Source organism: Runella sp. (assembly GCF_965279615.1).
Taxonomy (GTDB): Bacteria; Bacteroidota; Bacteroidia; order Cytophagales; family Spirosomataceae; genus Runella.
Genome location: NZ_OZ257252.1, coordinates 4,315,632 through 4,339,259 on the forward strand (window position 1 = coordinate 4,315,632; position 23,628 = coordinate 4,339,259).

Annotated in this window: 19 protein-coding genes; all 19 read right to left on the minus strand. The window is 41.2% G+C overall.

What is annotated here, in order from left to right:
- Nucleotides 1-20: 20 nt before the first annotated feature.
- Complete coding sequence (locus ACQY73_RS18455; RefSeq protein ID WP_428653559.1) at nt 21-1,958, minus strand: immunoglobulin domain-containing protein; 1,938 nt, start codon at nt 1,956-1,958, stop codon at nt 21-23.
- A gap of 276 nt (nt 1,959-2,234) precedes the next feature.
- Nucleotides 2,235-3,797, minus strand: a complete 1,563-nt coding sequence (locus tag ACQY73_RS18460) for a hypothetical protein (protein ID WP_428653561.1) — start codon at nt 3,795-3,797, stop codon at nt 2,235-2,237.
- 15 nt (nt 3,798-3,812) lie between these two features.
- Complete coding sequence (locus ACQY73_RS18465; protein ID WP_428653564.1) at nt 3,813-5,111, minus strand: hypothetical protein; 1,299 nt, start codon at nt 5,109-5,111, stop codon at nt 3,813-3,815.
- A 10-nt stretch (nt 5,112-5,121) separates the two neighbouring features.
- Complete coding sequence (locus ACQY73_RS18470; protein WP_428653566.1) at nt 5,122-5,838, minus strand: glycosyltransferase family 2 protein; 717 nt, start codon at nt 5,836-5,838, stop codon at nt 5,122-5,124.
- A gap of 75 nt (nt 5,839-5,913) precedes the next feature.
- Nucleotides 5,914-6,933, minus strand: a complete 1,020-nt coding sequence (locus tag ACQY73_RS18475) for an acyltransferase family protein (protein WP_428653568.1) — start codon at nt 6,931-6,933, stop codon at nt 5,914-5,916.
- A gap of 85 nt (nt 6,934-7,018) precedes the next feature.
- Complete coding sequence (locus ACQY73_RS18480) at nt 7,019-8,224, minus strand: glycosyltransferase (RefSeq protein WP_428653570.1); 1,206 nt, start codon at nt 8,222-8,224, stop codon at nt 7,019-7,021.
- On the minus strand, nt 8,221-9,336 hold the full coding sequence (locus ACQY73_RS18485; protein WP_428653572.1) for a glycosyltransferase family 4 protein: 1,116 nt from the start codon (nt 9,334-9,336) through the stop codon (nt 8,221-8,223). Before ACQY73_RS18485 ends, ACQY73_RS18480 begins: the two co-directional genes overlap by 4 nt.
- A gap of 81 nt (nt 9,337-9,417) precedes the next feature.
- Nucleotides 9,418-10,368, minus strand: coding sequence for a hypothetical protein (locus ACQY73_RS18490; protein WP_428653574.1), 951 nt, complete (start codon nt 10,366-10,368; stop codon nt 9,418-9,420).
- On the minus strand, nt 10,350-11,321 hold the full coding sequence (locus ACQY73_RS18495; RefSeq protein WP_428653576.1) for a glycosyl transferase: 972 nt from the start codon (nt 11,319-11,321) through the stop codon (nt 10,350-10,352). Before ACQY73_RS18495 ends, ACQY73_RS18490 begins: the two co-directional genes overlap by 19 nt.
- A gap of 71 nt (nt 11,322-11,392) precedes the next feature.
- On the minus strand, nt 11,393-13,453 hold the full coding sequence (locus ACQY73_RS18500; protein ID WP_428653579.1) for a hypothetical protein: 2,061 nt from the start codon (nt 13,451-13,453) through the stop codon (nt 11,393-11,395).
- Entirely contained in the window at nt 13,444-14,628 is a 1,185-nt protein-coding gene (locus tag ACQY73_RS18505; protein WP_428653581.1) for a glycosyltransferase family 4 protein, read from the minus strand. The genes ACQY73_RS18500 and ACQY73_RS18505 overlap by 10 nt, the downstream gene beginning before the upstream one ends.
- Nucleotides 14,628-15,731: a glycosyltransferase gene (locus ACQY73_RS18510; protein WP_428653584.1), complete on the minus strand. Its 1,104-nt coding sequence runs from the start codon at nt 15,729-15,731 to the stop codon at nt 14,628-14,630. Before ACQY73_RS18510 ends, ACQY73_RS18505 begins: the two co-directional genes overlap by 1 nt.
- 3 nt (nt 15,732-15,734) lie before the next feature.
- Nucleotides 15,735-16,727: a glycosyltransferase family 2 protein gene (locus ACQY73_RS18515; protein WP_428653586.1), complete on the minus strand. Its 993-nt coding sequence runs from the start codon at nt 16,725-16,727 to the stop codon at nt 15,735-15,737.
- An 89-nt stretch (nt 16,728-16,816) separates the two neighbouring features.
- Entirely contained in the window at nt 16,817-17,470 is a 654-nt protein-coding gene (locus ACQY73_RS18520) for an acetyltransferase (RefSeq protein ID WP_428653588.1), read from the minus strand.
- Nucleotides 17,471-17,530: 60 nt separating this feature from the next.
- Entirely contained in the window at nt 17,531-18,229 is a 699-nt protein-coding gene (locus ACQY73_RS18525; protein WP_428653590.1) for a WbqC family protein, read from the minus strand.
- A 78-nt stretch (nt 18,230-18,307) separates the two neighbouring features.
- Nucleotides 18,308-20,395, minus strand: coding sequence for a glycosyltransferase family 39 protein (locus tag ACQY73_RS18530; protein WP_428653592.1), 2,088 nt, complete (start codon nt 20,393-20,395; stop codon nt 18,308-18,310).
- Nucleotides 20,396-20,397: 2 nt separating this feature from the next.
- Nucleotides 20,398-21,471, minus strand: a complete 1,074-nt coding sequence (locus ACQY73_RS18535) for a DegT/DnrJ/EryC1/StrS family aminotransferase (RefSeq protein WP_428653594.1) — start codon at nt 21,469-21,471, stop codon at nt 20,398-20,400.
- Between the two features lie 21 nt (nt 21,472-21,492).
- Nucleotides 21,493-22,743, minus strand: a complete 1,251-nt coding sequence (locus ACQY73_RS18540; RefSeq protein ID WP_428653596.1) for an ABC transporter ATP-binding protein — start codon at nt 22,741-22,743, stop codon at nt 21,493-21,495.
- 35 nt (nt 22,744-22,778) lie between these two features.
- Nucleotides 22,779-23,621, minus strand: a complete 843-nt coding sequence (locus tag ACQY73_RS18545) for an ABC transporter permease (RefSeq protein ID WP_428653598.1) — start codon at nt 23,619-23,621, stop codon at nt 22,779-22,781.
- Between the last annotated feature and the right edge of the window lie 7 nt (nt 23,622-23,628).

Below are 23,628 nucleotides of genomic sequence, written 5' to 3' on the forward strand. Positions count from 1 at the left end.
GGCTTACGAACGTACCTCTCTTAACTACCGTCTCCGCACCCTTTTAACACCAAGCCAATAAAGTTCGTTTTTCCGGCTGTCTGTCCGGTCCAAAGGGTGGTTTCATCTCCGTCCATTGCATTTGCATAATTTCCGCCTGTCCCAAATAATGTACCGTACAGCTTTTTGGCTCCCTGATAAAATTCTATTTCCAGCAGTTCGCCGTTCGCAGTTGAGCCGGAAACAAACCGTATTTGAGGATAAAGCGCAAGATTATTGAAATTAAATTCCTGCCAGGTACCGGTCGCATTTTGAGAAACAGTATATAAACTATCCCACGTAACACCGTTGGTCGAACCCTGAATCTGAGCTCCTGCCAAATGGTTCAGGCAGCAATCTTTTCGAAATTTAAGACGTACTCTATTAACCGCACACAATTCATTTCCTTCACATTCCTTAACGATTATACCGGTACTGACTTTACTATCGCATCCTGACTTAGAAGCACTTAGTGTATACATATAGTTACCTTTGGCTTTGGGAACGCTAATGTTCAGAAAATTTCCACTGCTGCTGATTCCCTTCCCTGTCCAAGTATAAGATACTCCGTCGCAATTGCCTCCCGTGCAGTTTGCCGTAAGGGTAATAGCATCGCCGCAGGAAGGATTAGGGTTGCTGTTCATTATTCCCAAATTGAAATTGCAGGTATTGGGAGAGCATTGTGGAAGCACATCGTCGTTTAAGATGATTTTTTGCGGTTGCGAGTAGCCGGATAAATTAAAGCCGGAATTATTGAGAATATTAGACAACAAATACGTGGTTGTCGTTGTCGTTGTGATCGGAGACATAGGAGTAGTTAAGTATTGCTGTACCTCCGGACTTTGGACAGCCGGCGCAAATTCATCAATCGAACCTTGCGAACCTATCACTAATGACACTAATTTAGCTCCGTGCTGATAGGATTCTTTTAAAAAATTAACTTTCTCCGAAGTACTTCCCTGAGGGAACAACTCATTCATGATCCATTTATTAGGGGCATTGGTTCTCAATAAATCCATCGAAAAACGATGGTTATACGATATATCATCATTGATCTTTACGCCATCCGCTCGACAACTCAATTTTTCAAACCCTAATGTTCCCCGGTTTTTGGAAGCGCCGTCATACACAGAACCCATATCCAACACAAATTTTATATTGGAATCAACCGCTTTAACCGCGCTGCCCATTTGGTCAAGAAATTCTTTCAATTTTAAATGCCTGAACGTATACCAACGTTTTCCTGCCTCATTATTAAGGTTACTTGGCGGTAGAGCAGTAGAGCCATACTGTGCCAAATGCCAGTTACTATAGCTCTCTTTCATGTAAGAAGAATAGTCAAAAATACCCCAATGTGGGTATTCGCCTTCCTGATTTGAAGTAATGGAAACGCTGATAAATAATAACTTTCCCTGATCTTGAAGGTATTTATAACGCTGCGTTACTTCAGTCACAAAGTTCTTAGCCTTTTCAACGGAGGGTTGATGCGCAAGACTAAACATTTTGTCATTGTAGCCATCGGTATATACATTGCCCGCCATATCTCTTGCTTCATTGGCTTCCCCTCCCCAAATAAAACCGGAGCGGTTGATTCCATAGGCATTGTTAGCTCCCAAATGAATCCTTAAAGCAATTTTCTGAATGCCTGATTGGAGTGCTTTATTAATAACATTGTCTACCGGACGCCACTCTGAAGCAACATTTGGATCGGATATACACTGAAACGACGGACATTTGGTAATATCCCATCGCACGGCTATATACACTGAATTGCATCCCATTGCCTTAGCCGCAGGAACCATATTTGCATACGACTCATACAAATTATCTTCCTGAATATTAAGAACCAGCATCGCCAAATAACGATTGTTATCTTGCCCATATCCTGAATAACTTAAGAAGAGAAGGAAGATGTGAAGGGCTGAAAGTGCTTTTTTCATGTCTTTCGGTTCTTTTTAAAAGTGTAAAACAATTTTTAAAAAAGACCAAAGAGGGTAAGTATGTAGGAAGAGTTCAAACTACAAATTGAATACGAACTCTATATAGTAAACGGAAATCGTTAAACTATGTTATACTGTTTTTCCTTTTAAAACCCTATAAGACATATAGTAACGCAGCAAAAAATAGCCATTTCAGCCATTAATTCCATGAAGTGTTATTATTTCTAAGACAATGCCGTCGATCTTGTCGAGATCAGCAGTCTTTCCAATAACAGATTATCTTCCTTCGTAAATTTTAAATTTTTCAGTCTGCTTTACAAGCCGAAAGCGATAATCAGGAAACTGAGCTTCTAAAGAAGGATTGCCGGGAAGTTGTTCATAGGCTTCATGAACAAAGGCATAGATCTTACCTGCTTTGCCATCATATTTATCATCCAAAAACCCACACCCTTTGGCAAATTTGAAGTCAATGCTTCCCACCAACTTACGCGCCTTGGTTGCATCTACATTAAGGGAGCCGGAAGTGAAGTAAAGTATATTTTCGGGTTGGTCTACGGCATGGATAAACGTCAGATCTTCAACGCTTGCGTGCCTTAGGGAAAAGCCTGAAATACCCGCAGCAGATTCATTTTTAATTTCAAATTTCTTGATCACAAACGTGGCTAAGCCATAGCCAGTATTTAAAATGATCAGCAGAAAAAACACCCACTTGCCGGTCGGCTGCCACTTACGAAGGGTGACCAGTAACAAGGGCAAAAACAAATAAGCGACGACTTTGGTATGGCGGTACTCCACCGAAATTTCGGCTCCTTTGTTATAAAGCAACAAAAATATCCCACAATAAACCAAGTAAAAGCCCATGAAAATCCAACGTGCTTCTTCATATCCTGTCTTCATCATAACCCGGATCAGGCCAAGCAGGCCTATTGCCATCAACACATAATAAATGACGTGGCCCCATCCGGGAAAATCCATCCGAAGCAACAATTGTGGATATATTTCAGCAATGCTGAACCAATGCGTAAGCGGATAGGTAAGTGTTTCAAATGACGACCAAGATAGTTTAAAAGGCTGACTCGTACTCGTAATAGGACTGGTACCCAGATTAATAAACCCTAATTGGGTAATTCCCAAATAACATACCATGCACATTCCAACGGCCAAAGCAGTCCCAAAGGACGGAATAATGAGTTTCCTTTTTTTAGAAAAATCTCTCAAAAAGGCAATTCCTGCACAGCCACACAGGGCCGCAAAACCGATCGTATAAGCACTTTTTAACAGAAAAGAGAATAAAGAAAGCAACAACAGCCCCGCAAAAAGGCTCAATGGGCGGTGGCGATATTTCAGGAAATACCAAATGGTCCAGGGTTGACTTCCAAACAGGAGTAATTCTCCACCGGTATAATTAAGGAAATTGATGGTAAATAATCTGGAAGTAGCAATAAAGAAAATACAAAGAGCAATTGTAGTTTTATCAAATTCAAATTGCCGGTAAACATAGTACCAACCCAGCAACCCTGCGATTGAAAAAAGAAGCGTTGCCCACAATCCGGCCATTCCGAGCGACATGTTCAGCACTTGGCTTATTACCCCGGGAACCATGTATTGGCCGGGACTCCACCAAGTCAAAAATAAGGCGTGATTTTCCGCAATATTTGTAGAAGCCGGAATAAAAAGTGTGTTGAATGAGCCGGTCTTCAACATATCAATCCAAACGGATAAGCCAAAGCCGGGATCTTCACCCAACACCAACGGCACCCAATACCCGGCAGCCGTCAGTAAAAATAAAATCCCGATTACTAAAGAACGACGAGTAAGTATTTTCTCCGTTAAATCCATGCAATAATCTTCTGCTTATGCCAGTTGCGGCTGTAAATTACTTTTGGATTTTTGGGTTGAATAAACGCCAAAGAAACGGATAAACAATACATACACCAACCACATACTGAGGTCTTGAGGGCGAGCTCCTGAAAACAACGCAATCAGTACAATGAGCGAAAAATAGGCCAGAAATATAGATAGATCATTGGCCGGTTTAAAAAACTGTTGCAAAGCCGTAAATCCCATGACCACAAAGAAGCTATTAAACAGCACAAAACCTATTATACCTTGATTTACAAGAGCTTCCAATGCCGGTACATCAAAAAACTGTGCTTTATAGCCTTCCCCAAACAAAATGGTTCCGAGTGACCCTTCACCCAAAAACACCTCAAAAACATATTTAAAACTGAACACACGGTTGACGGAAGAATAATCGATCTCGGCCGATTTTTGATCTACTTCAACGCCCGTAACCGTATAAATAACCTTGCCAAAGCGCGATATAAATGTATTTAAATACACGCCAAGCGCATAAGACGCAAACTGAAACTGAGAAAGCAAAAATGCCACAATACCATAAACCACCGCTACAATCGCCAAAACACGAGGACTGAATATGGATGATATCACACTGCGGCCATGCAACGTAAGATAGATAACAGTCATTAATCCTAAACCAATCAGACTCATGTTGGTACGCGCTAAGATCAATACACCCAGCGAGAAAATCGTAATAAGATAATAACCGATTTTGAAAAGCAAATTCTTAGTGCGCCCCGCCGTGAGTAAAGCTGACAGAACAGTACACAAGGCATTGTTGGCGTAGGCGTGCGGGTTACTGTTTTGGGTATTGGCCGCAAATTTAATGGCCGCACGCTCTCCAAATGTCCAGTGAGGGTCTTTGGTCAAACTGTATAAAAGACCGATACTGGCGATTAACGAATAAAACACCATTACCTTCAGGATAATGTTTGTTTTATCATTTGGATAATACATAGTACCAAAAAGAAATACAATCGGAATAATATAGGTGAGCGTTTCACGAAGAGGGTCCGGAAAGCTGCTTGGACTTGGATAATATTTCCAATACACCCATCCCAACACTAAAAAACTAAACCAGCAGGCAAAAAGCGTTTGATTCGGTATATAAATATTTCGAAAAACGTTTATAGGAATCAGCAACAGCAGTCCTACTGCCCAATACAATATAGTAAATGTACTTCCCTGAGGCCCAACGCCGAAGCCATCCCGAACGATAAAAACAATCGGATAAGCATTCCAAAGCATGTTAATCCCAAGTGCCTGACGATAGTATTTTAAGTCCTCCCACATGTTCCGTCAACTATTTGAATAATCCGTATCTAAAAATGCAATAAACAGCCCGAAAGCCATCTTTCCAGTTGATTTTTTTTCCTTCCGCATAAGTTCGGCCATAATACGAAACACCCACTTCGTAAATCCGTATATTAGGTATTTTCGAAATTTTAGCGGTTACTTCCGGCTCAAACCCAAAGCGATTTTCTTTTAATTCAAGCCCCTGAATCAGGTCAACCCTAAAAAGTTTATAACAGGTTTCCATGTCCGTCAAATTAAGGTTGCTGAACATGTTGCTTAAAAACGTTAGAATTTTGTTTCCTATTGAATGCCAGAAAAACAAAATACGGTGGGCTTTGCCACCCATAAAACGCGAGCCGTATACTACATCAGCATGGCCGTCTACCACAGGCTGCAATAAAATATTGAATTCTTTGGGGTCGTATTCCAAGTCTGCATCCTGAATGACAACATAATTACCTTTTGCCTGACGAATCCCGGTATGCAACGCCGCTCCTTTTCCCTGATTGACTTCATGTTTGAAATAAGCGATTTCGGTGCCGGGATTCATTGCTTTAAAAGCAAAGATCTGAGCTTCCGTCTCATCTTTCGAACAGTCATTGACAACGATGATCTCTTTCTCAAAACCGCCGATCAACTCCACATCGGCTACTGCTTTCAAAACAGTCTGGATCGTTTTCCCTTCGTTATAAGCCGGAATTACTATGCTAAGTTTTAAACTCACGATAAATTATTTTAAGTATTGCTGTACCGGTTTAAATGGTGTCGTCACATTCTAAACAATATAATCGCTCAAATTTTAAGAGCGATACCATACGCGTAAATATTTTAAGGCCGGTTTCTCAACCAGATACGTAATACCTACCGCTAACAATAAAGCTCCTGTTAAGGCTACTAAAGCTGCCGGCATAAATTGCCAGCCCAGTTTGTCGCGCAGTAAAGTTACAACTCCATTCATAAAATAATGATGAATCACATAAAGGCTGTATGAAATTGTTCCTAAAAACAACGTTACACGGTTATTTATCCACTCCAAACGTCGACTCACGAACAAAAAAAACACACCGAAATAAAGAGTGTTGACAGTAATGTATTCGGCCTGACTTAAAAATAGATTGCTTCGTCCGGTTTTTTCAAACAATAACAATGTAAGGAAATAAGCAACTATGATTCCTAAAACACGCAACGGCTTATAGCCTTCTGTATAAATTTTGTAGTAAAGAATGCCCGCCCAAAAAAGTTGAAAATGATTTATCAGCGGAAATCCGTCGCGAATAGAATCATATAATCCGGGAGACGAAACACTCAGCCATGTATGAACCAACGCTTGCAGGATGACCAACGCAAATCCGTACCATTCAAGGTTTTTGATTTTCTTAAAAAGAAAAGCCAACAGCATTAACCCATAAAAAAGCATTTCAACGATCAACGTCCAGTAAGATTCATCCAAATCTCTCACACCAAAATAATGCTGAAACATGGTCATATTTGCCAAGTATTCTGCCCAAGAGATGTCACTGTAACCTAATTGTTTGCCAATAAACATCCAGATCGCGGTCAACGTCACTGCCGTCCAATACACAGGATATAACCTTGAAAAACGAGCCACTACAAAATCAATGGCCTTGGTTGTTTTATTGAGTGTCATATAAATAACAAACCCACTGATAATAAAAAACAGATCAACTCCGGTAACTCCCCAAGAAAAATGAACCGGCGCTTCTGCCCGGTGTAATGTTAAGTGGAAAAGTACTACCGCCAACGCTGCAATGCCCCTAAATGTATCTAATGTAGCTAAGCGCTGTTTCTTATCAGACATAATTGATCAACGGTACAATTCACTTTGTGTTACAAAGTTGATTTTTTTACTTTGTATTTCAAAGTGAAATTTAATTTTCTGAAAACTAATCTTTTGAAAACAATAATTTTTGACAAAATACCTCTGAACGATAATCCTGAAGGTATTGACTGCCATCGATCTTGGGTTCTTTTTGTGATAAATAATAATTCATAGCTTCTGCGATTGCTTCAGCCCGATGCGGCGCAACGGGCATTCCCAAGTGGTATTGATTTACTAATACGCCCATTACGCCCAATTTAGACGCAATAAGCGGCTTATTATACTTAGCTGCCAAGCCGAGAATATTGCTGGAACTGAAAAAATTAATATAAGGAACCAACACTATATCAGCTATTTTAAATACTTCATTGGTCGCTTTAGGGTCGAAAAAACGGAAATGTTTGACAAATGAAACTTCGGGATAGTTCTTTTCAGCTTCATTGATAGCGGCAAAAAGCGTTGTATCAAATCCTTTTTCAGGCTCGCCACAGATCAATATACATAACCCACTACGCTGTTTAGTGGTCAATCGCTGCAAAGCTGCCAAGATGGTTGGGACATTTTTACGGGAAGAAAGATGGCCATATACCAAAAACACCCTGCGTCCCGACGCTACTCCATAGATTTTCTTTAAATCTTCAATAGGCAGTGTAGGCACTTCAGAAACGTCAATGGGATCGGGTAAATGTTCAAATCTGGGGCCAAAACGAACATTGTAATCTTCTACACCCTGTTTATCGTTCAGAAAATAGATACGTTCCAATCTTGGATTACGAAGCATCCATCGCATTTGCCATCCTTTCCGCCACCCACGCCATTCACGTCGAATTTTGTCTGTAAGCGTGGTATCATCTTCATAATATTTACGGAAAGGCAAGAATAGAAGCCCTGAGAATTTCACGCCCAGCCGACTTATAGAAGACCTGCCTAATTCATATTGAAATGCATCAATGTGCATAAAGATCAAACGTTCGACCTCATACTTTTGAATTAAAGCGATTAAATAGCGCATTTCTGCCGCTGCCCGCCGCAATACACTCGTAAGCTCCAAAAACGACGCTAATTGCCTGGAGTCAATGTAATGAAATTGAACCAACGATTCATCGGCTTGAAACCGGGCGCGAGCGCCTTCGTGCAGCACAAACACAAATCGGCTTCGAATCTCATCAGGCATCTTTTTTAAATACTCCACCAAAAACTGCAGGTAATCTAAATGATGCCCGCTGATATCGCGATCATATATAAGGGTGCGTTCAGGGATTTGCATCATGCATTTGCCAATTCTTTGTATACTTCCAGCGTTTTTTGGGCCGTGGTTTCCGCTTTAAAGAGTGGAACCCGTTCATAACCAAGTCGACGCATTTGGTCTTGAAGTGTTTGATTATAAATGACTTTTTCGACAGCATCTTTGATGGAATCTTTGCTCTCGGCTTCAAAATAAACCCCGGCCTCATCTGCAATTTCATCAAAAGAAGTGCCGGTTGTCACAGCCACCGGGCAGCCGCAACTCATGGCTTCCAATACGGGCAACCCAAATCCTTCCATTAAGGATGGAAATACAAATACCTGTGCTCGTTCATAAAGCTCAACAAGTGTAGTATCGTCAAAAATCGGGTGATAAAGCACTTGATCTTGGATACCGGCTTCACTTATTAAGCGCTTTTCTTCATTCGAAAATGTTCCTCCTCCTCCACACACAAGCCTCAAATCGCTATCCTTGAGAAGAATAGCCGTCATTGCTTCCAAAAAAGTAACGAAGTTTTTGTAATAATCCCGTTTCCCGACAAACAACACGTAGCGTTCAGGAAGGTTTAACGTCGTTTGTCCGATAAGCGTAGGTTTATCAAGATAATTTCCGAGGGGAATTACTTTTATTTTGGCTTCATCAATATCAAAATATTCCAAAATACCTCGCTTTGTTGCTTCCGAAACTGAAATGACGATATCGGCTCGTTTGAGTAATTTTTGCTTTAATTCAGAAAGTCCTTCTCCCAACACCGGAAACATTTTACCGTATTTTTCACTCAGCACATCATGAAATGTCAGCACCATTGGCTTCTTTCCCACTTTATCCAAGAAATAGGAATGATAATAGGTAGGATGAAAAATATCGAAATTCCCTTTGCCTAATTTTGTAGAACTATAGAGGCGATTTAGTCGCGAAAACACTTGATTTGCGCGAGGATTGTTGGCAAACTGTTGATAACGAACGGGATGAGAATAGTTTACATCCCGTAGGTATTCACTGTTAGAGAATTTCAGCGCCAATTCAAATTCGATATCCCGACGTCCCGCAAACGCATTCATTAACTCATAGAAATACCGGGAAATACCGCCATACTGTGTACCGGTAAAGGTCTGGTGGTCATAAAGAACTTTCATGCAGCCTTATTAAAGATAACAAATCTGCCGCTATTTGCGGTTATTTCCCGTAAAAGTACAAAAAAACTGTATTTGAATGAGCTATTTAGTTATTTTATGGTAAATAGGAAAGTAAGTGATGGTATCAACAATAGACTTTAGGTTCTTTTTTAGGCCTTGTTTCAATGCAGAACTATAAGGATTGAGGGCTTCGCGAAGCGAAAAAACGGTTGGTACAACGGAAGTATATTGTTTTATTCTTGCTTTATAATCATTCACCAATACCTCAGCTCCTGCCTCTTTTATCATTTTTTTTACTTCCGGACTATCTCCTAATACCTCTTTAAAATTAAAAAAAGCCAAGGCTGCACCTTGATTTACAAGCCATTGCTTATTTTTATAAGTAAGTACACGCTCATGAAGATTTTGTAAACCTACATTCCAACCGATATTTTTATTAATACAAATATTTTCAAATAAAATGGGAACGTAGTTAAGCCAAAGTTGATCGTGGTTCATTCCATTACACACATCAAAGTAAGCTCTATCAGTCAGCCGTTGTTGCCACCATGTTAAAAAGCGTGATGTATTTTGGCTTTTGTTGACGGCAAAAAAGCCATTGTCGTACATTCCGGTATTGAGAAACATTTTTTCATCTCCGTACAGCGATTTTCCAAATTTTCGTGTCAGTCGAGGCGTCAGAGTAATATCATGGATTGCGACTTTTTGCTCAATAGCCTCAAAATCGCTGAATAGCAGTACTGTCGGGTCAAAATAAATGACATAGTTAATGTCTTCCTGCTTTAGGAAATAATCTGCAAAAAAGGGTTTTGAAGCTGCAACGAGGGTATTCAGGTCATAATGTTGCTGCATTTGAGCAATTTCCGCAAAAGGCAATTGCTCAAAGTTAACGACACGCGAGTCCTTTATTTCAGATCGTCCAACGATGCCTATTTTAAAAGGTATTGTTTTGGGAAGGCTATCGGCCAATACTTGCGCAAATGGATATTGCTCAGCCGTGCAAATGGTAAATACTAAAGTCTTTCCAGCCATTTTTCAAACGGTTTTTTCAAAAGAGTTCTTATCCGTTGGTACTTATAAAGTGGCTCTGACTTGATATAATAGCACGGAAACTGCCGATAATAAGCATTATGATTACGTAATAATTCGTCCCGATAATAATCAAACAGCGGATTCAGATCCGGACGTTGTTCAAATGTAAAGCGATTTTGATATTTAGAGATAATAGAGGGCTTGGCCGGATCATAGCCGCTGTAATGAAAAAAAACTACCGGAAGGCCATTGACCAGATGCGTATTTGCATTGTTTGTAAATGCCCGCTCGTGCAGGTTCCAGTAAGCAGCATTCCAGCCCGGATGTTTTTCTACATGAACATTGTTCCAAAAAACAGGCGCAAAATTCACCCAATGTTGATCTACAAAAAGACCGTTGCAAAGGTCTATTTTACATTCGTCAAACAGCTTCTCTTCCCACCACTTCACAAAATCCAACGCTTCAGGGCTTTTATTTAAGGCAATAAAGCCAAGATTATAAACGCCTGTGTTGAGATGGTGTAATTCATTGGGTGTCAATTGATCATCAATCGGCGTCGTTAAATGCGGGGTTAATACAAAGTCATTTTTTTCGAGCAACGCTTCTAATGCTGTAAGAGGTTGGTAAACAATAATATCAGGGTCGAAATAAATAACATTTTTGATTTGAGGGATTTTATCAAAAAAATACCTGAAAAAATAGGGTTTAACGGCCGTATTGAGTTCAGTGATGTTATAATGCTCACACATCTCATCCAGTCCGTCGATACCGATACGGTGTAATTCCAACAATTCAAATTCAGGGAGTTTGTTGGCCGGAACATGAGCGGTATCCAATCGGTCTACCAGACCAATGACAAATCGGATATGCGGATTGGTACGCTTTAGCGAATCCCCGAGTGTACGGGCCTGAGCAAGATAATTGATAGAGCAAAGCGTAAAGGCTAAAGTCATTCGTTTGGTATACGTTACGGTTCGGAGCTCACTCTGCTGCTTAATCAATCTTAGATACAGAAGAGATGAATTCAGTAATGATATATCTCAACCGATGGTTTCTTCAATTTTACTAATATGAGCGAGTGAGTCCGATAAATTTTGTCGATTTGGGCTTTGGGCAGGTATTTTTCAACGTATTTTTCATTGTCGCAAAACACATAATCGTATGCAAATATGTAACGGGCATTGGGTAATACCAAATATTCGTTCCCATAAATGACATATCGCATCTGCCAATCGTTGGGCATTTGGGGCCGTAAGATGCTCCAATAGCGATAAAAACCCATACTTTTTTCAAAAAGTATCCCTGCTCCTTTTGAATTTTTATCAATGTGCTTAGTCAGCGCTTTGAACTCGTAATACGTTGCCGGGTACTCATTATCCGTTATAAAAAAGTAGTGATCTCTTTCGTACTTAAATATATGTTCACTTTCCTGTTCGTAATAACCCAACCCATTCAAGGTCGTTACTATTTCCTGTCTTTTTATAAAAGGAAGGTCTTGTTTTAACGGATAACAGGGCTCAGGCTTTGAAAAATTATAATAACTTCCCAACACTTGTTGGTATCGACTTTCATTTGCTCCCACGGGTACACAAAGGTGACGGGGAATATACCCCAACCAGTATTTTGATGCGTACCGAATCGGAAAAAGTGGTTTGTTAAAATTATCTACAACGTAAGGAATCGCGGTCAAAAGAAAGAAATAGCCAAAAGCAATTTTCCATTTATCCGGCCAACCTGAGATAAAAAGCCCAACCAGAACAATTCCCTGCGCAAAGAAAGGCATGTGTGTTCTTGAACTCCAAAACTGAAATTTAGCGGCACTGCAAAAAATCACAAAACCGACCAACGCGCAGACTAATATTCCTTTAAATACATACTTTTTTTTCTGAAAAAGCAGCCAAATGGAGGCCAATAAAATCGCCGAAAACAGCAATAAATTGCCGGCCATATCTTCCTGAATTACAAATTGGGTACGGTAATTGTCAAGCGACAACTTTGGGTCGAAAATGTCTTGCCCGATAAACGTATGAAATTTCGTAATTACTGCGTCCACTTTTGCATTATACCCCGCGCTGGGAAGTCCAAGATGCAGTCCAACGTTTTTGGCAACATTGCTCATTGTGCAGGTTAAACAATATTTTTCAGTGGCGATATTTTCAACAAATAATGCACTGCCTTTTTGAGGGCTTAATATCGACCCGAACAATGCATAATTACGACTGAAAAAAGGTCCGAAAACGAGCAACAAAGTACCTAAAGTAACTCCAAAGGTAGAGATAGCGGTCTTAAAGCCCTGTTTCCGGAGCACTTGCACTCCTATCCAAATACAATACGGAAAAGCATAAAAGAAAACAGGATATTTTGTAAAACCGCCCAGCGCCAAACTGATGCTCGTCCACCAAACATTTTCCCATTTGAATTCTTTCAGCAGTTTTAACCCAAAATACAGGAAGCAGGTAAAAAAGAAATCTGCCACATAGTCATTTTGGGTCGTAGTAGCTTCTAAAATTCCAATGGGAAGTGTCAGTTGCAAAATGCTCACCATTATCTGTACACCCGGAGCTAATCCCAATTGTTTAGCAATTGCTCCAACGCCAGCCACCGTCCCCAACATAGCCCCCCACTGAACGACATTCACAAAATAATCATGACCACTCAATGCCAATACATGAAGCAGCATGTACTCCGACATCACATTGTGATACAGTTGCTGAACATGAATGGTAGGATAATGATTTATGTTATGATTTTGTAACCAATATACAACTCGCGTGAGATGGTAATTATTAGAATCAACATTATTGGGAGAAACATAAATGGCTAAGAACAACAGGGGCAAAACGATCATAGCCAAGGATACCAAGAGCAAAATCAGGTAACCGCCCGAAAGGTGCTGCGACTCATTGCCCCATAAAATTTTGTATGGCCTCTTAATCCATAGCAAATAGGAGCTGACCCCTGCAACCAAGAGCCAAAATAACCCTAGAAATAATGGAGTAATCGCATTGAAAATTGAAAGTAATTCCGTTGAGATACAGACCAATACTGCCAGAGTAACCAGCGTTTTCAATAATGTTACTCGCATAGAGTTTTTATGATATGCACTACTTTTTCCACACTTTCAGCGGTAGGATGCCGTTCCAAAACTTTGCGCTTCGCATTTTGTCCCATTGTTGATCGTACCGTATCACTTTCGATCAGTTCAATGATGCGTTTACTCATTTCAACGCTATCAAGGTATGGAACAACAAACCCGGCATCTTCTTCTACAAGCTCAGGGGCACCGCCCGATTTTTCAAAACACACGATCGGTTTTTCGGCCAATGCAGCCTCCAACACCACCAATGGGTAAGGATCTTCGCGTGAAGTAAGCGCAAAAACGTCAAATTGACTCAAATAATCAAATACCTCCGACGTAAGTCCCACATGGATAATACGCTCTGAAAGACCCATTCTCTCTGCATCAAAGCGTTGTACTTCGTATAGTTCAGAATCATCACGCATCCCTACCCATACAAAGTAAACAGGTTTAGCATCAAAATGCGCTATCACCTGTTGAGCCACCATCATAAAAATATCATTGCCCTTGCGCCATTCGGCATGCCCACAACCGCCGATCAAAACAGCATCGGCCGGCAATCCCATCTTTTGACGAATATTTACCTTTTTTCCTTCTGCTATCTTTTTGAGAATCAGCGGCGTGTCTATGATTTGAAAAGTACTTATTTGGCTTTCAGGATAATGATACGTTTTCTGAAAATAAGAAGCCACCGCTTTGGAAACAACGATCAGGTGATTAGTACGGCTCATTAAATACTCCATGTCGGCGGGATCACTGTATTTTCTGATCGACATTTCCAATTCGTGCGCAAAAAGCACCGTTGGTGCCGGTATAAAATCCAATTGCCGATAAGCGGCGGCGGCTCCGATCGTATTGGCAAAAATAAGTCCGAAGTCCTGGGCTGTAAATAAGGCAGTAAAACGCTTCCAACGCCTATCCAATACCTTTCTTTTTGCCCATTTAGTTAAGGAAAAGAAAGACAGAAGCTTTTCAGTAAATGGCTTAAAACGTACATCGCCCAATCGAGGCAGACGAGTAGTGGGAACCAACGCTTTGAATTCCTCTTCCAATGGCCCATCGCTGCAAAGAAGCAGGTGCATCGGTAGATTATGTTGTTTGAGTTGTCGAAGCAATTGCAACAATACGATCTGTCCGCCGGCACGATTGGCATCGTGGCTTATGAAGAGGATTTTTTTCATTAAAATTTCGCCAATAGTTTTTGCCAATTATCCAATTGACGATTCACATCAAACGTTAACGCTCGTTCACGCAGCACATTTTTATCAATAGCAATGGTTCCATTCATGACCTTTTGCATAATCTCGGCCAATTTTGGAATATCAAACGCAGGCGCTACTTCACCCATGCCGGATTGTACAAACTCACTGATTCCTCCTGAGTTAAATCCTACCACCGGTTTTTGTAAATAAGCCGACTCAATCATCACCAATGGAAAGGGATCTTCGCGAGAAGTGAGCACAAAGCCATCGCAAATGTTGAGGTAATCATAATAATCCTGCCCACCTTTGGCACCCAAAGCAATGAAATTTAACCCTTCTCTTTTTACTCTTTCTTCCAAATAATACGAAACACCGTATTCGCTTCCGCTTCCCAACCACACCAAATAGGCATTTTTGGGAAGGTGTTGCAGCAAATCAGGAACCATGTCATATCCTTTGCGCATGCACATTGTCCCGGACATCAACCACACAAAAGCATCAGCCGGCAACCCCAAGGTTTGCCGTAAAGCGGCTCTGTCTTTCTGTAAATTGATTTTTTGGGTATCAATAAACGAGTGCAAAAGATGAAGATTGGGCACACCCATTTTTTGAAGTTGGTCTACCACAATTTGCGAGCAACCCAGCGTCGTCTTGGCATAAGTGAGCATCTCCGAAAAAGAATCGGCCCGTAGCGTATCAAAGGTTTCCAACAATTCATGGACATGCACTACGTAGGGAACATTGAGTTTGCGTGCCAATCGGGCAAATTGCGGCATCGTGATCGTATTGAAGTACCAAATATCAGGTTTAAATTCCTGATGAATGCGTTTGATATAACTCTCTTCAGGCGTCAGTCCAAACACACGATGGTAAACAGCTTCTACGGAATAATACGGTAGACCGCGGTGAAATTTATGAATATAGGTAGCATCGGCGGGCGAATTCTTGGCAAACAGTTCTCCTGCCTGACGCGAATAAACGGCTGTTTTTATATCGCTTCCTGCCAGATGCTTTATGAGATACCAAAGTACCATTTCTGAACCTGTCCGCGCGCCGGTAGGGGTAAAAAATAAAATCTTCATGCGTTAGACATGGCTCTTTGGATCGAGCTTATAAAAATATGGCTTGTTACGAATGATTTTCCAAAAATAGGTAGAAAACAACCAAACTTTGCGGGCGAAGTCTTTTTGTTGCTCCAATTCACCAAATGGATTACGAAATTTGGTCGCATTGAGCACAATTTTCCAACCAAAATAAATGGGAATCATTAAATAGTAATTCAGCATCAGGCCCAAATAACGCCCGATACCAAATTCTTTTCTGACCCAAACCAAATTTGACAGTTGAATTTGAGGGTAAAAACGATTTATTATTGTAATCAGTACGTCTTTTCGTTTCGGATTACTGCCCCATTCATGATGTATATATCCACAGTCTTCAAATACCTTCAATTTACCCACACGACCTAACCGACAGTTCCACTCCACATCTTCGCCGTATAAAAAGAAATCTTCGTCCAATAGCCCTGCTTTTGCTACAGCTTCCCGTTTGGCCAATAAAAATGCCGCCGGAATCCAATCCACTTGATCCGGATCGTCGTAATGCGTTTCGGGAATTAATTTTTCGAGCACTGTTTTAAAAATTTGTCCCGGAGGTAAAACATACAATGTACGCTTGAAAATGGCTAAACTGCGGTAAAAAGGACGGGGAGTCCTGTCCGAAAAAAGCTGAATGCCGCCTGCAGCGGCTGTTTCAGGCTGCGCATCCAGGCGCTGAACACAACGTGTAATAATATCATCAATAAGCTCAGTATCAGAGTTAAGCAACAAATAATACCTTCCTTTCGCTGCCCGGATTCCTGTGTTATTAGCTCTTGAAAATCCGGCATTATAACCCATGTTGAGCCATTGCACTTCGCTGAATTCTTTCGTTATGATCTCTCCGGCACCATCTTGTGAATCATTATCGACAACAATAATTTCAAAACTAACTCCTTTTGTATACGCATAAATCGAGCGGATACAATCAGTCGTTAATTTGAGGGTTTTATAATGAATGATGATAATCGAAACGTCCATTCAAAAAATAGTTATCATTTATCAATTAACATTTACCAGCCATACCAAAGTCATTATTGGTAAATGATAAATGTTTAACGGTAAATGAATTAGTAAACTTTATAACTTGGAGTTGGCCTTTTTTCGGCCGGGCTGCCCATGTATACTCCCCAAGCTTCGGTATTTTTAGTGATCGATGCCGCCATAGCGACAAGTGTTCCTTCGGCAATCGTTGTATAATCCCGGATGGTGGCATTGACTCCGAAAAAACAATAAGATTCCACCACACAATGCCCCGACAAGACCACTTGGGAAGTAAAAAAAACGTGATCTTTAATCACGCCGTGATGACCGATATGGTTGCCGCTCCACAATACACAGTTATTCCCTATTTTGGTGAAAGGCTGAATGGTATTATCTTCTAAGATAAAGCAGTTCTCTCCGATTTCATTGCCAAACCAAGTAGCTTTTGAGCTGATATAGCTGATAAATTCGTAGCCTTTGGCTTTGGCTTCGAGATATACTTTCTCGCGGTTTTTATTCATTTTCCGCCCCGTCATGGGAGCAAAGAATTTGTATTCTGAGGGCGGAAAAAGGGTTTCTACATCTTCAAAAGCCACAACAGGTAATCCCCAAAAAGTGGTTTCTTTTAAATATTCCCGGTTGACCGTAAAAGCAACTACTTCATGGTCGGAGTCATGGGTTAAATAAAAGTGCGCCAGCTCCGCCGTGTCAAGCACTCCAAAAATTACAACTTTAGCCATTTCTTAGTAGTGGTATCGGTAATGAGCAGTAAAAACATCTTATCAACTGCTCATTACATATTAAACTAATTCATATTCATTCAAAAACTCCTTGATCTTGGGCACATCATTAAACATCATACCATCCACAATCGACAGCCAAGGCACAAATTCATTCTTGAATTGAGGGTATACAACAGGCTTTGATTTAATGAAATTTAAACGGATGTCGTTTTGCTCAAAGGCCGTTTTATCATACAATTCAACGCCACCGATCGGATTGATATAATGGTCAGCTTTTTCCTGCCGGCAAATATCCAAAATTCGTTCCTGCGCCTTTAGATGGGTATTTTGATAAATACTTGAACTTGCTACAATTTCAGTTTCAATCCCCAAATAATCGTTCAAAATGCTAAAACCTGCGGCGATCCAATCGCTCAGTTTTTCGGCATCTAAGTTGATAATTTTTTCGGTTACTGCAAACGCCGTAAAATAAAAGGGGGCTTTTTTATAGGCTTGTTCAAGGGTTTTCAGCAATTTCCCACGCCATTTAGGGTCGTTACTGAGATAAATTTCGTTGATGAGCTTATTTTGACTGGCATCTTTGAGAGGAATCGTAAACAGGTATTCCTGTCCATTCACAAGCACTCGATTACGATTGATCCAGCCTTTATTGATGTAATTAACATCATCGTACAGCACAAACTTATCTACCCCGTTCAACAGTTGCAAATACCCAATGTAAGGCAAAAAATAGGGTTGCATGATAGCAAGGCGCATAAAACGGAAGATGTTAGTGTATTTTACAAAAAATCGTCCGTATAAGTTATACGAACGTTATAAGGGTAAAGGGCAAAGTTATTTCAGTTTTCTTAAATAATAATCTTCGCCCTTCACAATCACCCCCTTCATCGTTGTATCCGTTCCTAATCGGATATCCGTTGGAAGAGGCCTGAAGAGGGCAATGGTATCACTCTTAGCATACATCAAATAGTCAGTCCCCGCAGGAATCGGGCGCAAAGGTTGCTCAAAAGGTCGAATGGGAATCAATCTTCTGGTAAGGTGTTTGCCGTAAAGCGGGTACTCAAAATCATCATTGATGGTTCCTAATGCTACCGTGACAGAATCCGGCACCAGTCGGTCAAAGGTTTGATAAGCCTTTGTAATATCAGGACGAGCAAAGGTCATCATGGCAATGCGTTCTATATTGAAGGCCGATGGCTTCCCTAAAACCGAAACAGGTAAACAACGTACGTTAAGGAATACCGCCAGCAACGCAGACACGCAGGCTGTTACGGTTACAACGCCAACGTATGTTTTTAAAGCACCGGAATAGCCTGATTTTTCAAGGCTGTATTTATGGGTAAACAGTAACGTCAGAAAAAGTACCCCAAAAACTCCCGTTTCCTGAAAATAGCGCCCTTTCCAAGGATCATAAGGGGCTGAATAAGAGAGCGCTGCAAAATGCAGCAATACTGCAACCGCCAAAAACCAATGCGCCGGTGAGCGGACAACTCCGAAAAACACTAAAAACAGCAGCGGAAATACCAGTGCAAAACCAAATATACCCCAATAAGGGTTTCCATTGAAAAATTCAAATCGACGTTCAAACGTAAAAGGAATGATGGAAAATTCTGTTTCTTCGTCCAAACGCATTCGAAGTTTATCTTCCAACCAAACCAGCGGTAAACGCATTCTCCGATTGATATCCTGCCCTATCTCTACATTACGCAATCCGTCCAAATTAACAAAATCATACGCATACCTTACCACATTCCGGGAGCCTTGCTCAAACAGATTACGATACCCTCCGTTTGAGGTAGCACGTTCAATGGATTGATGTTTAAGGGAAGTAGGCGGCCCAATCGGATGACCGAACTGTTGTATATTTTTGACGTAGCCCGTTGGCAATGTCCATAAACAGAAGCAAATCACGATGGCGATACTTAATCTGAAAATAGCCGGCCAATTGATACGTAATGTTACATTCTCTTTCTTTTGCCCTTTACCTTTTGCTCCCTGTAAAAACACGGTATAAATCATCACCACAAAAACCGATGGCAACAGCAGTGTAAATGTAACCTTATGCCCATAAACAATGCCGAAACTCAGTGCCGCTAAATACAAATAGCGGTTTTCGCCCGTAACTCGGTAAGTAAACAGGAAGTAAAGCAAACAACTTAAATACGCTGCTAATACGATGTCTGTTTCGGTCGTAACGGCCTGCATCAAAAAATCCAGAAAAAAAGCAAAGGCCAACGCGCAGAAGAAACTTGCATTAAGAAGGTTTTTGGTGATTCGCTGCGCTATTCCAAAGACAGATACAAGCGTGATCCAATAGGAAAGATGGTGAATCAGTTTGAATGCATTTTCAAACCTTCCCGTCATTAAATACGAATAGATCTGAATGGTACAGACACTTTTGGGATAGGTATCAATGTTCCAGTTTGTTCCGCCAAAATGCGCCATTGTACCGCGTTGAATGTATTGTATCACGCGATTCAGGTGCCCGGTCATACTGTCCCATTCATTGGGCACAGTGAAGAATACTAAAAGCAGATTTGTTATGCCGATAATTGCGAGAGTAATAATCATTATTCCAAACAAAAATCGCAAATAAACGCTTCCGCTGACGTACCATCGTTGGGCAGCATGCCAACGACTTATTGCCATTTTGAGCGGGGAAAAATTCGTTGCTTGAGGAGCCAGTTTGCTAAAGACAACGGCAAATAGCGTAGGAGGGATAAAAACGGCAATCGCCCAGGCCCATGCAGTTCCTGTGAGGTTCAGAGCTGACAGGCAGAATCCTGTGATAATAATGCTGCCCGCAAACAGGATAAAAGAGGTAATCAGCCACTCTATCAGGGAAGGACGACAAATACGGGCCGCTGTCCGTCCGATGTACCATACAAAAGCACCAAAACTTAGTAAGCTAATCAGCGCCATACTTACAAATTTTGGTTGATCAACTCTACAATTCGCCTTACATCTTCGTGAGGCAATTCGGCATGCAAAGGCAAACAAAGCACCCGTAATGAAATATCTTCGGAAACGGGGCAGGACTCGGCATCCTTTAAAAAAGGAAGTTTGTTGAGTGAAGGATAAAAATAACGTCGCGGAATAATGTCGTTTTTGACAAGTTCATCGCGTATGTCTAACATTTTGCTTTCAGATTCAAAAACAACCGGATAATAAGCATAGTTACGCACCAAGCCCTCTACCCAGTGCGGAGCTTCAAGATGATTCCAATCCAAAAGTTCAGTATATAAGTCACAAACGGCTTTACGGGCTTGAATCAGATCAGGAACAAGCGGAAGGTTACAAAGTCCCATTGCTGCATGCACTTCAGAGTTTTTACCGTTGATCCCAACAAAATAATAATCATCCCCGCGATGCCCAAATGCACGTAACAGGTGTAATTTTTCGTGCCATTTAGCATCATTAGCTATAATAGCACCTCCCTCTACCGTATGAAACAGTTTGGTAGCGTGAAAACTGCACGTAGAAAAATCGCCGTAAGCAAGGAGCGAACGCCCATTAAAAGTAGCCCCAAAGGCATGAGCACCGTCATAAATGACAATGAGGTTGTGCTTCTTCGCGATTTTCTCAATTGCTTCTACATCACAGGCATTACCATAAACGTGCGTGGCCAGAATTGCCCGCGTGCGTTCGGTAACAGCAGCCTCAATAAGTTCAGGATTGATGCAATATGTTTTGGGGTCAATGTCAACAAACACAGGAGTACTGTTCTCCCATAAGATAACATTGGTCGTAGCCACGTACGAAAAAGGCGTTGTGATAATTTCTCCCGGCTCGTCAAGAAGCTTGAGCGCCATTTGAAGTACAATTGTCCCATTACCGCAAAAGTAGAGATGGTCTACACCCAAATATTCTTTAAGACCCTGTTCCAATTCCTGCGCCAGCGGCCCATTATTGGTAAGTATGGCTTTGTCCCAGATTTTTCTTAAATAAGAAACATATTGGTCAAAATCGGGAAGGTATGTTTTAGTAACGTTAATCATTCGCTTCGGCGCTCCAACCGTTTAGACCAGCACTTCTGATTGGCTGATTTGAAAATTTAATTGAGGACGCACATATCCGGGCCACTTACCATACCATGTTACCCCTTCACGGTGGTCTTCCACTTCAAAGGAGAGTGCATCAGGCAGTTGAAATAATACCGTTGAAGTATCTTTTACCACCATAATTGATATTACATAGGAGCCATCATTCAGGAAATTGCCGGGAATTTCCAACGTGGCCGCCACCAATCCTTTCTCAAAGGATTGAGAAGTAGTTCCCACATTAAAAATACATTCACCGGTAAAGGCGTATAAATGCAGGCTTAAATTCAGATCAGCACGATCGGCCATGTTCCAAAATTCAATGTGAACACGGACCGGCGTCGTTACATCTATGTAAAGTTTTCCATCCTGATACTCAGGGTCTATACGTACAATACGAAAACGTACCTCATCGCTCCCGGGAGCCTCTTCAGGGGTTTCCCAAAAGTGTTCCAGATTGGTTTTGGCAACATGGCTGAGGTAATTGTTTACTACGTGCGTGGTATCTCCCTGCATTTTCAGGCGACCATGCTCGAAGTAGAAGGCGCGATTGCACAGCGACTGCACAGCCGCTAAATTATGACTTACGAATAAAATAGTACGACCGCTTTCAGACACGTCGCGCATTTTGCCGAGGCATTTTTTCTGAAAATCAGCATCTCCTACGGCGAGCACTTCGTCAATAATAAGAATTTCGGGGCTTAAATGGGCAGAAATGGCAAAACCAAGTCGCACATACATTCCTGACGAATAACGCTTTACGGGAGTATCCAGAAATTTTTCAACTCCTGCAAAATCGACAATACTTTCAAAAGCCTCTTTGATTTCCTGGCGTTTCATCCCCAGAATCGCACCGTTTAAGAAAATATTCTCGCGCCCTGTCAATTCCGGGTGAAAACCGGTTCCCACTTCCAGTAAACTGGCTACACGCCCTTTAATGGTAACTCTTCCACTGCTGGGTTCTGTGATCTTACTGAGAATTTTCAATAAAGTAGATTTGCCGGCACCGTTATGGCCTATTATTCCTACTCTATCGCCTTGTTCAACGGAAAAATTTACATCACGAAGGGCCCAAAACTCTTCTTTCTCCACCTCATCCTGCTCACCTTTTCCAAAAAAGTGTTTAAATTTCTCCGAAAACGTATCGCGTAAAGTAGAACTTTTACGCATCGCCTTTTGGTGATCGATGATGTATTTTTTGCTTATATCTTCTGCTACAATTACCTGCATTGAGCGCCCCAAAGTTTATATAGGTTCAAAAGTAATCAAATGTAGTCAACAAATGAATTTTCTTCCTTACGAAAATAGTAAACGGAAATCAGCATCATTACTCCTATCAGGCCCACTGTACTGTATAAACTACTCACTTTAAAGAACGCATTATTGCCCAATAAGCACCACTTAAAACCGTCAATGATACTGACCATGGGATTGAGATAATACAGATCATACCACCATGATCCCTGACTTTTCTCGACCATTGAACTGCTATAGGCAATAGGGCAAACATAAAACCCGATCTGAACCATGAAAGGAATCAACTGAGCTATATCGCGAAAACGGACGTTCAGAACTGAAAAGAACAATCCAAATGCCAATGAGGCAAATAACATCAGCAGTACAAACAGCGGCAGGAAAATGATCTCAAACCCCGGCAAATGCTGCTTATAAAGTGCAATCAGTAAATACAACGCAAGTGAAATAGCAAAATCAATAAATCCGACCAAAACTGAACTCAACGGCATGATCAACCGAGGGAAATACGTTTTGGTCACTAAATTGGAATTCAACAGAATACTGTGGCTGATCTGCGTAAAGGTATTGGCAAAAAACGTCCAAATCGTAATACCGGCCAATACCATCAAGGGATAAGGTACACCTGCATCCCCTTCAAATTTACCAACCATCTCAAACACAAAAACCATAACAGCCATCGTAGCCAAAGGCCGTACCACGGCCCATGCTGCTCCGATAGCTGTTTGTTTGTACCGAACCGATAAATCGCGCCGTGCCAGAATCCACAGCAACTCCCGGTTCTTCCATAAATCTTTCCAATAGTTTTTGGCACCGTGACCGGCCTCAATGACTATTTCATTCATAAATGCCATTTATAGT

What these genes read in the sequence shown, in the direction of transcription:
- ACQY73_RS18455 (WP_428653559.1), bottom strand. Translation starts at nt 1,958, where the DNA reads ATGAAAAAAGCACTTTCAGCCCTTCACATCTTCCTTCTCTTCTTAAGT.
- ACQY73_RS18460 (WP_428653561.1), bottom strand. Translation starts at nt 3,797, where the DNA reads ATGGATTTAACGGAGAAAATACTTACTCGTCGTTCTTTAGTAATCGGG.
- ACQY73_RS18465 (WP_428653564.1), bottom strand. Translation starts at nt 5,111, where the DNA reads ATGTGGGAGGACTTAAAATACTATCGTCAGGCACTTGGGATTAACATG.
- ACQY73_RS18475 (WP_428653568.1), bottom strand. Translation starts at nt 6,933, where the DNA reads ATGTCTGATAAGAAACAGCGCTTAGCTACATTAGATACATTTAGGGGC.
- ACQY73_RS18480 (WP_428653570.1), bottom strand. Translation starts at nt 8,224, where the DNA reads ATGATGCAAATCCCTGAACGCACCCTTATATATGATCGCGATATCAGC.
- ACQY73_RS18485 (WP_428653572.1), bottom strand. Translation starts at nt 9,336, where the DNA reads ATGAAAGTTCTTTATGACCACCAGACCTTTACCGGTACACAGTATGGC.
- ACQY73_RS18490 (WP_428653574.1), bottom strand. Translation starts at nt 10,368, where the DNA reads ATGGCTGGAAAGACTTTAGTATTTACCATTTGCACGGCTGAGCAATAT.
- ACQY73_RS18495 (WP_428653576.1), bottom strand. Translation starts at nt 11,321, where the DNA reads ATGACTTTAGCCTTTACGCTTTGCTCTATCAATTATCTTGCTCAGGCC.
- ACQY73_RS18500 (WP_428653579.1), bottom strand. Translation starts at nt 13,453, where the DNA reads ATGCGAGTAACATTATTGAAAACGCTGGTTACTCTGGCAGTATTGGTC.
- ACQY73_RS18505 (WP_428653581.1), bottom strand. Translation starts at nt 14,628, where the DNA reads ATGAAAAAAATCCTCTTCATAAGCCACGATGCCAATCGTGCCGGCGGA.
- ACQY73_RS18510 (WP_428653584.1), bottom strand. Translation starts at nt 15,731, where the DNA reads ATGAAGATTTTATTTTTTACCCCTACCGGCGCGCGGACAGGTTCAGAA.
- ACQY73_RS18515 (WP_428653586.1), bottom strand. Translation starts at nt 16,727, where the DNA reads ATGGACGTTTCGATTATCATCATTCATTATAAAACCCTCAAATTAACG.
- ACQY73_RS18520 (WP_428653588.1), bottom strand. Translation starts at nt 17,470, where the DNA reads ATGGCTAAAGTTGTAATTTTTGGAGTGCTTGACACGGCGGAGCTGGCG.
- ACQY73_RS18525 (WP_428653590.1), bottom strand. Translation starts at nt 18,229, where the DNA reads ATGCGCCTTGCTATCATGCAACCCTATTTTTTGCCTTACATTGGGTAT.
- ACQY73_RS18530 (WP_428653592.1), bottom strand. Translation starts at nt 20,395, where the DNA reads ATGGCGCTGATTAGCTTACTAAGTTTTGGTGCTTTTGTATGGTACATC.
- ACQY73_RS18535 (WP_428653594.1), bottom strand. Translation starts at nt 21,471, where the DNA reads ATGATTAACGTTACTAAAACATACCTTCCCGATTTTGACCAATATGTT.
- ACQY73_RS18540 (WP_428653596.1), bottom strand. Translation starts at nt 22,743, where the DNA reads ATGCAGGTAATTGTAGCAGAAGATATAAGCAAAAAATACATCATCGAT.
- ACQY73_RS18545 (WP_428653598.1), bottom strand. Translation starts at nt 23,621, where the DNA reads ATGGCATTTATGAATGAAATAGTCATTGAGGCCGGTCACGGTGCCAAA.